Here is a 12,743-nt window from a genome sequence, read left to right as displayed (position 1 = left end):
TGTCGCTAAAGGCGCCGGTAATAACGCTGGCGACAATAGCCAATTAGAAGAAATACGCTACGAAGGTTACGGACCAAATGGTGTAGCTATTTTACTGGAAGCACTAACCGATAATCGTAATCGCACTGCTGCTGATTTACGAGTAGCGTTTAGTAAAAATGGCGGAAACTTGGGGGAAACAGGTTGTGTAAGTTGGATGTTCGCTCAAAAAGGTGTGTGTATCGTAGAATCTGTATTAGATGAGGAAAAACTGCTCGAAGCATCCCTCGAAGGTGGCGCCGAGTCTTATGAAATGACATCAGAAGATACAGCAGAACTATTTACCGAAGTTGCTGACTTGGAAACCCTCAGCCAAACCCTCAAAAATCATGGCTTCAAAGTTACTGATGTTGAACTGCGCTGGATACCTGATAATTACGTCGAAGTTACTGACTCAGACCTGGCGCGCGCACTTCTCAAATTAATCGATACTCTCGAAGGTTTAGATGATGTCCAAAACGTTACAGCTAATTTTGAAATGGCTGAACAATTAATGGCTGCAATGGTTTAATTAAGTGCGAAGTCGAAATGACTTCGCCTACAAAAATTCTTTTAACTTTATTCAGTATGCTCTAAGTCTGACATATGAATACTTTTAACGATTTTTATTTTTTAATTGTAAATTATACTACAAAATTAACGGCATTTTTACATCAAAACTCCACATCTATTACAAGACAGCGACACATGAACCTGAGATAGTTTCTTTTGTCAGTTGTTTTACGTGAATGAGGAGTACATCTTATGAATAAGTTCGCAAAGGCTCTACTTTTAACCTTGGCTTTTAGCGCACCTGTTGCATTAACCGCACCTTCAGTTAAAGCTCAGACCACTACAGCGCCCGCTCCAGTAAGCACTACTCCACCTGCTACAAACACACCTGTTAAACCTGCCCCTAAACCAGTTAAGAAAAAGGTTAAGAAAGGTGCCAAGAAAGCAGCAGTCAAAAAAACAAGCACAACAACCACAGTTAAGCCCCCCGCTACTACCACAACAACACCTGTTAAGCCTGCTACAAACTAATTGACTCTAATCAAGCTTTTAATTTAAGAAACCCGACTTCTTGAGGAAGTCGGGTTTCTTGTTTTTGTAGGGTGCGTAACGCCATAACAATATTTCAACGAAGCGAATAATTTTGTGGCGTTACGCACCATAGATATCAAATTTAATTCGGTGCATGAGGCGACAGGTTTTATCACTACGTTGAAGTTTTTACGCGCTATAGATATCAAATTTAATTCGGTGCATGAGGCGACAGGTTTTATCACTACGTTGAACTTTTTACGCACTATAGATATCAAATTTAATTCGGTGCGTGACGCGACAGGTTTTATCGCTACGTTGAAGTTTTTTCGCACTATAAATATCAAATTTAATTCGGTGCGTGACGCGACAGGTTTTATCGCTACGTTGAAGTTTTTTCGTTGCGTCATACACCCTACTTCATATTGCTTAATATTTTGCAACATACTTCAATATTTGTTGATAAAAAAGTGTATAAAAATCTCCATATAAAATTCATACGATGAACAAGAAAATGACACATCAGTCTGCAATATTCAAATCATCGACTGATACGAAAAAGAAAGGACACACTTTATGATTAAGATCGCTAAAGCTCTTTTGGTTACTCTTGCAATAGTTGCACCACTCTCCGTCGGTGCCCTTGATGCACAAGCGAAAACGGCACCTCATGCTAATACCATGAAAATTGCCGCAGTTCCTACAAATGGCGCCAAAGTAGCAAAAGTTCATCATAAAAAACATAAAGCAAAACATACTGCAAAACATAATCTTAGCGCTCACAGACACACCACAGGAAAAAAACTAGCTAGAAAATAAATAGGCATTTAATCAACTAACAATATAAATATATAGAGAATTCGGTGGCTACAGTTGTATTGTATCCACCGATTTTGATATGTCTGTCGTTTTCAGAAATTTGTGCTAGACATTATGTAGTAATTAGTTGAAGCTAGCTGAAGGAGTTGAATTTCTGAAAGACGCTGAACTCAAAGGGGTTGAGAAACTTATTGTCCCACTTGTTGCACTGATTTGTTTCGTGTTTTTAGTACAATGGTTAATATCCGGTGATTTACGTTCATCGTTGTCTGACCCTACTTTTAATCAACAACAACCACCTTTGGTGATGAAGGATGGAGACCCATACATCCGCGCGCTGATGCGAACAATTTCTGCTAGCGAGTCAAATACACAGCGTCCCTATTCACTTTTGTATGGTGGTCGGAATGTCACTGACCTAAGTCGTCATCCGCAAATGTGCGTCACAATAGTGGGAGGGCCGAATAAAGGTAACTGCTCTACTGCTGCTGGTCGCTACCAAATTATTAATACAACTTGGTATCGAATTGCTCCTCGTTATCATCCCAACCCAACGAATTTCATGTTTTGGAAAAATTATAGTTTTGAAGCTGAATATCAAGATGTAGTAGTGTACCGCTGGTTGAGTGATTCACGAGTATGGGGTGTTAGTATTCCTCAATTATTGCGTCAGGGTAAAATCAACGATGTATTAAAGCGACTTTCTCCAACTTGGACAAGTTTAGGTTATGGTATCGAAAATAACTCGATGAGTCGTTCTTTACCTAATATTTATAATCGGATGTTACAAGACGAATTGAAAAATGCCAAAACTAATACACCCTAATTATGCTAAAAAATTAGTGACTTTATTAGCGAAAGTCTCTGGCTGTTCAAAATGAATATTATGTCCGGCGCCTAAAATAATATTAAAATCACAATATTTATATATCTGAGCCATTTTGATATTTAAGTCAACAAACTTTTTATCGTATTCTCCAACTAACAAAAGTATGGGCTGTACATTTGTGTGAAGTTTTTCCCAGAGTGAAGGTTGGGTTCCTGTACCCATCCAACACAATGATTTTGCTAATTCACTAAGATTATTTTGCCTTCGAGTTTCAATTAGATGTTCGTATTGAGAATTACTCTTAATATTACCAAAAATAGATTGATTATACCAAGCTGATAAAAAAGCTGTAAATTCCTCGTTTATAGAGATTCGATTTAACTTGTTGGCTATTTGATTATCACTTTTCACTCGTTCTAACCGTTCTACTTCAGTTGTTAAACCAGGAGAAGCTGATTCAAGAATAACTTTTAAAAAACGTTCAGGATAATTCAAAGCAAGATACAAAGCTAACCTACCACCCATCGAATAACCAACTAAAAAACATTTAGATACTTTTAATTCATCAAGTAGATTAATTATACCTTGGGCAGTAAATTCCATCCCGTAATAATCATCACCACCTAATACTTGTGTTTTCCCATGTCCAGGTAAGTCAACCGTCAAAAAAGAAAACTTATTCAAAGATGGAAGCAATGACAAAACATCATCAAATTCTCCACAGTTGCCCATAAAACCGTGCAGAAAAAGAATAGTTGGTTTACTCAAGTCTCCTTGAAAGGAGTAGTTAAATTTATACTTATGGCTTAACATTCCCCCTCCTAATAATACTTGTAACTTGTAAGGTGCGTGACGCTACTAGACTCGCGCTTCGTTTCAAAATTTTGGTAGCGTCACGCACCCTACGGTAAAAACCTATCTAAAGCAGCTTTGAGTTGCTCAATTTCCGTCTCGATATTACCTTCTTTCGAGGCTCTAGAGATACACTCGCTCAAATGCTCATCTAAAACAATGCGGGCAACTCGGTCTAACGCACCACGCACAGCGGCTATTTGTAATAATACATCTGGACACGGACTACTTTGTTGCACCATTGTTTTGATGCCGCGAACGTGTCCCTCAATCCGCGATAGTCGATTTACAATACGTCGTAGGGACTCTTCGCTATGTACGTGAGGATGAGCTTCATTGTTGTGTTCATGGTCGTGTGGATGATTGTGTTCCTCATGTTTTGCTTCAATGTTCGAGATATTTTGTTGTGAATGAGAAACAGGTAAGGACTCTTTCTTTAATCGATTCGTTCCATTCATAAGATTACATGGTAAGTGGGAAACGAGCGTGAATGCGTGTCCTGGGAGGGAAACGACTCAACAGGTTTTAACCTGTTTGGATGTCCTATGCGAACTGTAAGTTTTAAATTTACAATCCTGTGGATTAGCATTTTGAGTCAATCGTTTACCAGTAGTTAAACTGTGTAAACTAATTGTTTTTCTGTTTGGGTCTTTCTTAGTTGGGGATTCTTGCCACCCACCGATATAACAGAAGCCATATTTTTTATGCTTCACGATTGAACCACGCTTAAAACCAGCGCTCAATGTTCCACCATAACGAGGTCTAATATGCCCTTTTTGATGCTGTAATCTGTGTAGTTGCCTGCGGTGAAATTCAAGCGGGATTACTTCTATTAGCTCGGTGTTATCGAGCTTGTCGTGCCCTTCTGTGTACCAATTCGCCAATACCCAAGAATCAACACAGTGCGCTTCAAACGAGTTCTCTAGTTTGTTTTTTGACTTCTTTAACCCCAAGTTTTGACGCATCTCGTAAGTGTCCATTCCTGTTTTAATTTCTAGCTGTGCTAGCTTTTCTAACTCAGAATAAAACCACTTCTTACCAACTTCTAGCGGGCTAAACATCACGTTGTATTTTCTTGCACCTTTCCATGTTTTAGCTTTGATGTCCTCAACCACAAATACAGTAACGGGAAACATTGAAGCTAGCCATGTACAAATACGTAGTTTCCACTGCCATCTAGCCTTAGTTGATGGTGGTAATTTCTGCTTGTTAACAAGTCGATTACTTCTATTTTTGCGACATGGTGTATTACGGAATCGTCTAGCACGCCTCATGTTACTACGTGTCTCTACATGGTCTTTTACCCAATCAACCGCATGAGTTTGTACATTTAAGTAAGTATGAGATTTTGACTTAACCGTAAAACCCTCACGCTTTGAGCCGGGGTCTACTCCAACCGCAATTGGTTGATAATTCCTATCACTTGGCTCTACATTCAATCGAACACAAAATACTCCTTTTTTCCAAAACGGTGTTGCTTTTTTCTCTTTAATCCAACGTCTTGCTCTACTTGGAGTAGTCGGCATTAAAGGACGTTGATTTGAATCTACTACTGGCACAAACATGGTTTTGAATTATAAATCAATTAGCATTTCTACTAATTGTGTGTACTTCCCATCGCTACTGACTGCCAGAGAGGTTAAAAACTTGGGAGGCATTCTTAACATCTAACGGGCCACCACGCCCTAAGCCTGTTCAGTTCAGGTTGTTAACCTATAAGCTAGACACTGGTTTAACCCGCATTTAAAAAGTGGTTAGCTTTTTTCTTGCAAGCTCAGACCCTTCAGGGCTGAGTCAGTGACGAGTATATAACAATTGCTAATACGTTTAATCCTAGCCTAGATAGTGCTTTAGATGGGATTGTAACGACTCTCCGCTACATGAGGTGCAAAACCCGAACCGGAGAGTGCGGATGTCTGTGATAGCTTTTCTCCTGTATTTGCAAATAAGTTTGATTATTATTTGAGTTTTTCTAGCTACTAGCGTCAAAATAGCAGTAGTGGTTAATATCAAGTTTCACTGACAATCACTAACAATTAAACAATAACTCAGTTTGTCGATATGCGATTTTCCAAACTACCCCGACCACTTCGTCAATTTGGTACGCATGTTCTAGCTATTCTCCTGGGAGTTCTGCTAACAGTTAGTACCCTAAGCGTATCGCCTTCTGTTGCTTCTCCGGCGCCAGATACTCTCGATACCAAGTTGGCACCTTCGAGTGAATTATTGGCTCAACGTCCATCAAATGCTGCTACAGCAATTAGTAATAGTAGCTTTGTCACCGCAGCAGTTAATCGCGTTGGTTCCGCAGTTGTGCGTATTGATACTGAACGGACTATAACACGACGCAACGCTGACCCTTTTTTCGATGACCCATTTTTTAGACGATTCTTTGGCGATAATTTACCACAACAGGCGCCGTCTGAGCAACAACGTGGTTTAGGTTCAGGTTTTATTATTGATAAAAGCGGTTTAATTCTGACCAATGCTCACGTAGTTGATAAAGCCGACCGAGTTACAGTTAGACTAAAAGATGGACGTACTTTCCAAGGTAAAGTGCAAGGTGTCGATGAAGTTACTGATTTAGCAATAGTTAGAATCAACGCAGGTGCTGATTTGCCTGTAGCAGCACTGGGTTCATCTTCAGGTGTACAAGTTGGAGATTGGGCAATTGCAGTCGGAAACCCACTTGGATTAGATAACACTGTTACTTTAGGTATTGTTAGTACCTTACGTCGCACTAGTCAAGCTGTTGGTATTGGTAACAAACGACTTGAATTTATTCAAACTGATGCAGCTATTAACCCTGGTAACTCTGGTGGTCCACTTCTCAACGCACAGGGTGAAGTAATTGGTATTAATACTGCTATTCGGGGTGATGCTATGGGAATTGGATTTGCAATTCCTATCGACAGAGCAAAATCAATTGCGTCTCAACTTCAACGTGGTGAAACAGTTGCTCACCCATTTATTGGTATTGGGATGGAAGATTTAACTCCTGAAATTGCAAAACAAATTAATTCAAATCCAAATTTAGCTGTTCAAGTCCCAGAAATTAATGGTATTTTAGTCGCGCGCGTTGTTCCTAACTCTCCTGCTGCTGCTGCGGGTATTCGTGTTGGAGACGTTTTGGTTCAAGTTGATGGTAAGCGTGTAACCAAAGGCGAAGATTTACTCAACATTGTCGAACAAAGTCGTATTGGTCAAACTTTACAATTAAAAGTACAACGTGGCAATCAAACACAGCAACTTTCAATACGCACTGCACAGCTACAAGATGCTTCTTAGGATTTTAGATTAATCGAAAATCTAAAATCAAAAATTAATTAAGGGCGCCAAGTCTTGCTTTGCGCCCTTTAAAATTTGATTAGCATGTATAAAGTACAGTAAGTACAGTAAGTACAGTAAGTACTACGAGTCTATTAGCCACGCTGCCAAACTTTGACGGCGCCGTCTGCACTAGCACTTACAAGCATTTGTCCATCAGGACTGAATGTTAACTTTTTAACACTCGATTGATGTCCAGTAAGAGTAGTAATTTCTTCCCCTGTTTGCAGGTTCCAAAGTTTAATGGTTTTGTCGGCACAACCAGAAGCGATTATTGTACTGTCACTATTAATAGCTACAGAATACACTTCATCGGTATGACCAACTATAACTCCAATAAATTCAGCGGTCTGCCAATTCCACAATTTAATTTCTCCATCAGCACAACCACAAACAAATAGCTGTCTGTCTGGACTGAACGCTACTGAGAAAACAGGTGATTTTGCGTTAAAGGTGGCTATTTCAGTTTTGGTGTTGAGATTCCACAGTTTAATCGTTTCGTCGTAACTACCACTCGCAAGAATTGCACCGTTTGTACTAATTGCAAGAGCATTTACCCAGTCGTCGTGTCTGACAAAAGTTGAAACCGCATGTTCTTCATCTGCATTCCAAATTTGAACTGTCTTACCTCTGTCACCACTAGCAAAAGTCTTACCATCTGTACCAAACACTAGCGCATTCACTGCATACGCATGAGAAACGTATTCACGAATTTGTTCTCCAGTTGCAGCATCCCACAATTCAATGCGCTGACTTAAACCAGTACTAATTAACACCTTGCCATCGGGACTAAAGGCAAGTGACTTTAAAACACCAGAGTCGCGCTTAATTGTACGAATTACTTCCCCAGTTCGCAAATCCCATAATTTAATAGATGTACTACCACTAGCGAGCAGCTTTCCATTAGGACTAAATGCAACTGCCTGTGAGTTTCTCAAGAAACTATAAACGCACTCCCAGTTTTGTGCTTTGAGTAATGAAGCAGTCTTTCTAATTGTCTCTACTGCTACTTCTAATGTCACCGTCTTACCCGATGACTGTATGGGAGACATTACAGCACTTTTCGATTTCGATACCTCTTGTGATACTCGATAACTATTAAGCTCACTTTTGCTGTAGTCAACGCGGTTTGCAGCACTTAAGTTCGACTCTGAAACAAGGTTTGATATACGTGATGGTAAAAACATAGTCCCGCTATAGATTTTGTAGTACTGGTGTTCATTCAATGGCGCCTTTTTAAGACGCATGAAAAAGTGCTGCGAACACGGTAGACACAGGTTGAGTGAACCTTGGGTACAAGCGCGCAACAGCTTGGCTATAAGGATTGAGTGATTAATCACTCACGGCACAATTTACTTTCAGTTTACTTTCCGGCTCTGGAGGAAGTCGGTGGCATGAACATAAAGTTAAAAAATGTAAACGAAAATTGCTGTTCCTTAATTTTTATATGCCAACCTTTAACTATTCTCCATTCTACACAACGAAAGTAAACATAACTTTATAAAATGTTAATAGTTTCTGGTTAACATATGTTAATTTTATTATTAACTTTTATTCGTTAATAATAAATAATCAATCGCGCTTCGGTTATCGAGGATACTGAAATGTAACATCATCAGTAGTACGCGACAGCGCCATTGTCAGAACTATTTCGAGAAAACATTTAACTTAACCTTGCTGATGCCAATTTAATTACGTGGATACTTTTAAACCACTTAGATTTGATGCTAGTTGAGTAAAATGTATAAATACTTACTCAGATTCTTAAGAAATAATAAAATCTGATTAAATATTGTCGCTTTTACGCTCACATTTTCTCAGCTATGTAAACTAGGGAACCAAATTGCATCAATTTCACTTACGTTGTAGCTTGTTAATCATACCGATGTCACTCGTAGTTATACGGAAGAGTGATTTAAATTACCTTCAAATTTGTTAACAATTTGAAACTAAGATAAAGAAACCCGATTTATGTACAAAATCGTTATTTTTATACCAAATATGAACAAAGAAACCGGGTTTTTAAAAGATTAACGCGCATATGAACCAAATATGAAACAGTTAGCCCGGAAGGACTGTACAATTTTGCTGGCTTTATAATTAATCTTTGCCCTCATTAGTTCGTTAACCATGTCCGAAGAAGATATCCGTGCCACGAGGCTAGAAAAAGCAGAACAGTTTAGACAGTTAGGGATAAATCCTTACGCCTATCGTTGGGAGTCAACGCACTATACTGCCGAGTTGCAGCTTCATTATACTGACTTGCCAAGTGGTGAGGAAGTTGATGTTGATGTTGCAGTTGCTGGACGTGTTATGGGGCGCCGCTTTATGGGGAAGCTGGCTTTTTGCACGCTCGAAGATGCAAGCGGCAAAATTCAACTATATATAGAGAAGCAAGTTATCGACGAAGGAATGGGAGATACATTTCCTAATGCCTTCAAGACGCTTGATAAACTTGTGGATGTGGGTGACATTATCGGTGTTAAGGGTAGTATTAAACGAACTCAGAAGGGCGAGTTGTCGGTTTATGTCAAGCAATTTAATATCTTGAGTAAATCGTTATTACCTTTGCCTGACAAGTGGCATGGTTTGACGGACATTGCCAAACGCTATCGTCAGCGATACGTTGATTTAATTGTTAACCCTGAAGTTCGACAAACGTTTCGGCGCCGTGCCCAAATTACAGCTGGTATTCGCCGCTACTTAGAAGAACGAGATTTTCTTGAAATTGAAACTCCGGTTCTACAAAGCGAAGCAGGAGGTGCAGACGCGCGGCCGTTTATTACCTATCATAATACCTTAGAAATGCAATTATATCTACGCATTGCTACGGAATTGCATTTAAAGCGGCTGATAGTAGGAGGGTTTGATAAAGTTTTTGAAATGGGGCGCATTTTCCGCAACGAGGGTATTTCGACTCGCCATAATCCTGAATTCACGTCGGTTGAAATTTACCAAGCATATGTAGATTATAACGACATGATGGATTTAACGGAGGGGGTTATCACCACCGTTGCTGAAAATGTTCTAGGAACCTTGAAAATTAACTATCAGGGAGAAGAAATTAATTTGACTCCTCCCTGGAGACGGGCTACAATGCACGATTTGGTAAAAGATGCCACTGGTGTAGATTTCACTACTTGTAATTTAGATGAAGCTAAAGGCGCCTTAAAAAGTGCAGGTGTTCTGGGTGTAGAAGAATGTAACTCAATTGGTAAGCTATTAAATCTGGCGTTTGAAGAAAAAGTAGAAACAACTTTAATTCAGCCAACGTTTGTTATTGACTACCCAGTAGAAATTTCACCTCTAGCAAAACCACATCGCTCCAAACCAGGACTAGTAGAACGGTTTGAATTATTTATTGTTGGAAGAGAAACAGCCAACAGTTTCTCGGAACTTACCGACCCCATCGACCAACGTCAACGCTTGGAAGCACAAGCTGCGCTGAAAGCTGCTGGTGACTTGGAAGCACAAGGTGTTGATGAAGATTTTCTCACCGCGTTGGAATATGGAATGCCACCTACAGGTGGTTTAGGTATTGGTATAGATAGGTTAGTTATGCTGCTTACCGACTCTGCCAGCATTCGTGATGTCATCGCATTCCCACTACTGAAACCGGAAAAACCCGATGACAAAGTTGATGAGGAAGTAAAAACACAAAAGTAGTAGATCAAACTAGTAAAAAAATACTGTTATATAGTTTCGAGGGTAGGCTTTTTCACCTACCCTTTTTTATGTCTCAAAAAAATCTTAAAATTTGTGTCTTGGTGGGTAATTCTCTAAGGAAACTTTATTTTGCAAGCAGTAGAGATAAAAGAAAGGCTAAAATCGCTCATTGAGTCTGCTTTTGTGGTAGATGTAAATTTGGCAAGGAGGTTAGAAGAGTTAAATCGTTGGGTAAAAAATGTCAAACCTGGTTTACTAACGGCTAAACCTTTTGTGAGTTTACTTCTGTTACAGATAATTCAAGACGCTGAAGCATGGCTTATACTACAATCGATGCCATCTGAAGAGGAACGACTTGCCGCGTTAAATGCCCTGAATCCTGCATTAAGATACTGGTATAGTGACTTATTTCCTAGATGGTTGAATGAAAATGACCCCAAATTCTATGTTTGGAGGCAAAAGCTCATGGCTGGTGAGTTTACTCAAGAAGACGGCGCCTTTCTAGAATCTGTGAGTTCGGAGATACAAAAGCGAAATGCTGATATTGTTCGACGCTATATTGCTGATTTATCAATGGCAACTGATATAATAGTTAGTAGTAGAGAAGAGAAACCACTGTGTATACAACTTACAAGTCTTTCAGATGAACACTCCGAACACAAATCTGACGAATGGGAAAGTACTTTACGGTCTTGGACAATACGAAGAGGACTATTCTTAAGTTATACTCCCGCGAAAACTAACTATATCAGTCAAATCGTAAATGTCATAATATATAACAGTAACAATTTAGCAATAGACATGTATTTAAAATTTAACTTCTAAGTTTTGATTCATCGGGGTTGATTTTTGATTTTCTGACAAGTTACTTAAAACATTTAATACATAAATTACTTAGTTAAAACACCATCATGGTAAACAAGGCTATTGACCGTCAACAAAGGTTAGATAATTTTCTGCAAGCTGTAGAAGTGGCTCAAAAGTTACAAGAGAATATACTCAAGTATCGGTTAAATGCTGCTTACCTGTATTATCAAGATGTTGATGGAGACTGGTTAGAAAAATGGGATGAAGGTGAAAGTGATAATACAGTGTTAGAATCGATTGCTAATTTTATTGAGAGTGATGATTTTGTAGCAGTGAAAGTACGAAAACTATTACAAGATAAAACGACTCCAGAGATTGCCTTAGAATTAGAGAAAAGTTTAAGTGTTCTAGAGCAAGAAAACAGAGTTTTTTCTGTGAAAGACTTATTAATAAACAGTGTTAATAATATAAATACACAAGACATCCGTGTTGATAATAACGGACTAAACTTGTTAAATTTAGCACAAGCCTTAGTAGACAAACTGGAAGAAATATTAGAGAGACAAGTTATATAGCGATTGTAAGTCTCTAACCTTTCTAATTCTCAAAGTAGATATAATGATACCTCAGACTCTATCTTAGGGTAATACCAAAGCCATGAGAAATTCTCTAGCCTAAAAATAGGGAATTTCAAGCAATTGGAAGGTATTATTATGGTAGCCAACTCAAACGAAATTAAAAAGAGTGTCAATGGGGCACTTATATCTGGTATAGTTCTGTTAGTTTTAGGAATAGCAGCGATTGCATTGCCAGTTGTATCTACAATCTTTGCAGAGACTTGGGTAGCTTTAATCTTGATTGCAGCAGGATTTACAAAATTAGTCTATGCCACCCAAACCCGTCATGAAGGTGGTTTCATTTGGAAGATTTTACTAAGCGCCTTATATATTGCAACAGGGATAATGTTGTTTGTTTATCCATTAACAGGCATTTTAACTTTAACTCTATTACTTGGTAGCTTCTTACTTACCGAAGGTACATTTGAAACAATTTTAGCATTCCGTCTTCGTCCACAACAAAACTGGGCATGGGTATTAGGTAACGGTATTGTCACTTTAATACTAGGCGCCTTAATTTGGTTCCAGTTTCCATATAACGCACCTTGGTTAATAGGTACAGGTCTTGGCGCCAGTATTTTAGCAACAGGTGTTTCACGAGTAATGCTTTCACTCAACGCGCGTTCAGCGTTAAACGCTAGTGCAGACCAAGGCGCCAGTGCTTAAGGGCTTTCCAAAAATTACATTCTTTATTTGTGGAATGGGCATCCTTGCCATTAGCGTCAAGTTAAGCTAAAACCTACTACGTCAATAAGGATTTATGC

13 protein-coding genes are annotated in these 12,743 nt (G+C 39.0%); 9 read left to right on the top strand and 4 right to left on the bottom strand.

Annotated elements, in window-relative coordinates:
• The 4 genes from AC2JBO_RS36355 to AC2JBO_RS36340 form a co-directional block, all read left to right on the top strand.
• Positions 1–550: YebC/PmpR family DNA-binding transcriptional regulator (locus AC2JBO_RS36355; RefSeq protein WP_496958500.1), on the top strand; the 550-nt coding region annotated here is incomplete at its 5' end.
• 233 nt (positions 551–783) lie between these two features.
• Positions 784–1,062, top strand: coding sequence for a hypothetical protein (locus AC2JBO_RS36350; RefSeq protein WP_496958499.1), 279 nt, complete (start codon positions 784–786; stop codon positions 1,060–1,062).
• A 576-nt stretch (positions 1,063–1,638) separates the two neighbouring features.
• A complete protein-coding gene (locus AC2JBO_RS36345) occupies positions 1,639–1,881 on the top strand; it encodes a hypothetical protein (RefSeq protein ID WP_496958498.1) in 243 nt (80 codons plus the stop codon).
• A 127-nt stretch (positions 1,882–2,008) separates the two neighbouring features.
• Positions 2,009–2,707, top strand: a complete 699-nt coding sequence (locus tag AC2JBO_RS36340; protein WP_496958497.1) for a glycoside hydrolase family 24 protein — start codon at positions 2,009–2,011, stop codon at positions 2,705–2,707.
• Here the strand turns inward: AC2JBO_RS36340 and menH are convergent, their stop codons facing one another.
• The 3 genes from menH to AC2JBO_RS36325 all read right to left on the bottom strand — a co-directional run bounded on the left by menH (position 2,708) and on the right by AC2JBO_RS36325 (position 5,127).
• On the bottom strand, positions 2,708–3,523 hold the full coding sequence (gene menH, locus AC2JBO_RS36335) for a 2-succinyl-6-hydroxy-2,4-cyclohexadiene-1-carboxylate synthase (RefSeq protein ID WP_496958496.1): 816 nt from the start codon (positions 3,521–3,523) through the stop codon (positions 2,708–2,710).
• Positions 3,524–3,612: 89 nt separating this feature from the next.
• Entirely contained in the window at positions 3,613–4,020 is a 408-nt protein-coding gene (locus tag AC2JBO_RS36330) for a metal-sensing transcriptional repressor (RefSeq protein ID WP_496958495.1), read from the bottom strand.
• Between the two features lie 57 nt (positions 4,021–4,077).
• Entirely contained in the window at positions 4,078–5,127 is a 1,050-nt protein-coding gene (locus AC2JBO_RS36325; protein ID WP_496958494.1) for an RRXRR domain-containing protein, read from the bottom strand.
• A 496-nt stretch (positions 5,128–5,623) separates the two neighbouring features.
• Here AC2JBO_RS36325 and AC2JBO_RS36320 point away from each other — a divergent pair, with 496 nt between their 5' ends.
• Complete coding sequence (locus AC2JBO_RS36320; RefSeq protein ID WP_496958493.1) at positions 5,624–6,850, top strand: HhoA/HhoB/HtrA family serine endopeptidase; 1,227 nt, start codon at positions 5,624–5,626, stop codon at positions 6,848–6,850.
• A 134-nt stretch (positions 6,851–6,984) separates the two neighbouring features.
• Here AC2JBO_RS36320 and AC2JBO_RS36315 read toward each other — a convergent pair whose 3' ends face one another.
• Positions 6,985–8,229 (bottom strand): WD40 repeat domain-containing protein, encoded by a 1,245-nt coding sequence (locus tag AC2JBO_RS36315; protein WP_496958492.1) that lies wholly within the window; start codon positions 8,227–8,229, stop codon positions 6,985–6,987.
• 790 nt (positions 8,230–9,019) lie between these two features.
• Here AC2JBO_RS36315 and lysS point away from each other — a divergent pair.
• From lysS to AC2JBO_RS36295, 4 genes are all read left to right on the top strand, one after another.
• Complete coding sequence (lysS, locus tag AC2JBO_RS36310; RefSeq protein ID WP_496958491.1) at positions 9,020–10,555, top strand: lysine--tRNA ligase; 1,536 nt, start codon at positions 9,020–9,022, stop codon at positions 10,553–10,555.
• Positions 10,556–10,684: 129 nt separating this feature from the next.
• The gene (locus tag AC2JBO_RS36305; protein WP_496958490.1) at positions 10,685–11,380 is read left to right on the top strand and encodes a hypothetical protein; all 696 of its coding nucleotides are present in this window, start codon (positions 10,685–10,687) and stop codon (positions 11,378–11,380) included.
• An 86-nt stretch (positions 11,381–11,466) separates the two neighbouring features.
• Positions 11,467–11,937 carry a hypothetical protein gene (locus AC2JBO_RS36300; protein ID WP_496958489.1) on the top strand — a complete coding sequence of 157 codons (471 nt, stop codon included), beginning with the start codon at positions 11,467–11,469 and terminating at the stop codon, positions 11,935–11,937.
• 138 nt (positions 11,938–12,075) lie between these two features.
• Positions 12,076–12,645 (top strand): HdeD family acid-resistance protein, encoded by a 570-nt coding sequence (locus AC2JBO_RS36295; protein WP_496958488.1) that lies wholly within the window; start codon positions 12,076–12,078, stop codon positions 12,643–12,645.
• Positions 12,646–12,743 lie beyond the last annotated feature (98 nt).

Source organism: Calothrix sp. CBUCES-K 9914, from assembly GCF_059640475.1.
This window is presented reverse-complemented; position numbering and strand designations above follow the sequence as displayed.

Excerpts from the sequence above, each read along its gene's own strand:
- AC2JBO_RS36320 (WP_496958493.1), top strand. The coding sequence starts at position 5,624 with ATGCGATTTTCCAAACTACCCCGACCACTTCGTCAATTTGGTACGCAT.
- AC2JBO_RS36300 (WP_496958489.1), top strand. The coding sequence starts at position 11,467 with ATGGTAAACAAGGCTATTGACCGTCAACAAAGGTTAGATAATTTTCTG.
- AC2JBO_RS36345 (WP_496958498.1), top strand. The coding sequence starts at position 1,639 with ATGATTAAGATCGCTAAAGCTCTTTTGGTTACTCTTGCAATAGTTGCA.
- AC2JBO_RS36350 (WP_496958499.1), top strand. The coding sequence starts at position 784 with ATGAATAAGTTCGCAAAGGCTCTACTTTTAACCTTGGCTTTTAGCGCA.
- menH (WP_496958496.1), bottom strand. The coding sequence starts at position 3,523 with ATGTTAAGCCATAAGTATAAATTTAACTACTCCTTTCAAGGAGACTTG.
- lysS (WP_496958491.1), top strand. The coding sequence starts at position 9,020 with ATGTCCGAAGAAGATATCCGTGCCACGAGGCTAGAAAAAGCAGAACAG.
- AC2JBO_RS36325 (WP_496958494.1), bottom strand. The coding sequence starts at position 5,127 with ATGTTTGTGCCAGTAGTAGATTCAAATCAACGTCCTTTAATGCCGACT.
- AC2JBO_RS36295 (WP_496958488.1), top strand. The coding sequence starts at position 12,076 with ATGGTAGCCAACTCAAACGAAATTAAAAAGAGTGTCAATGGGGCACTT.
- AC2JBO_RS36330 (WP_496958495.1), bottom strand. The coding sequence starts at position 4,020 with ATGAATGGAACGAATCGATTAAAGAAAGAGTCCTTACCTGTTTCTCAT.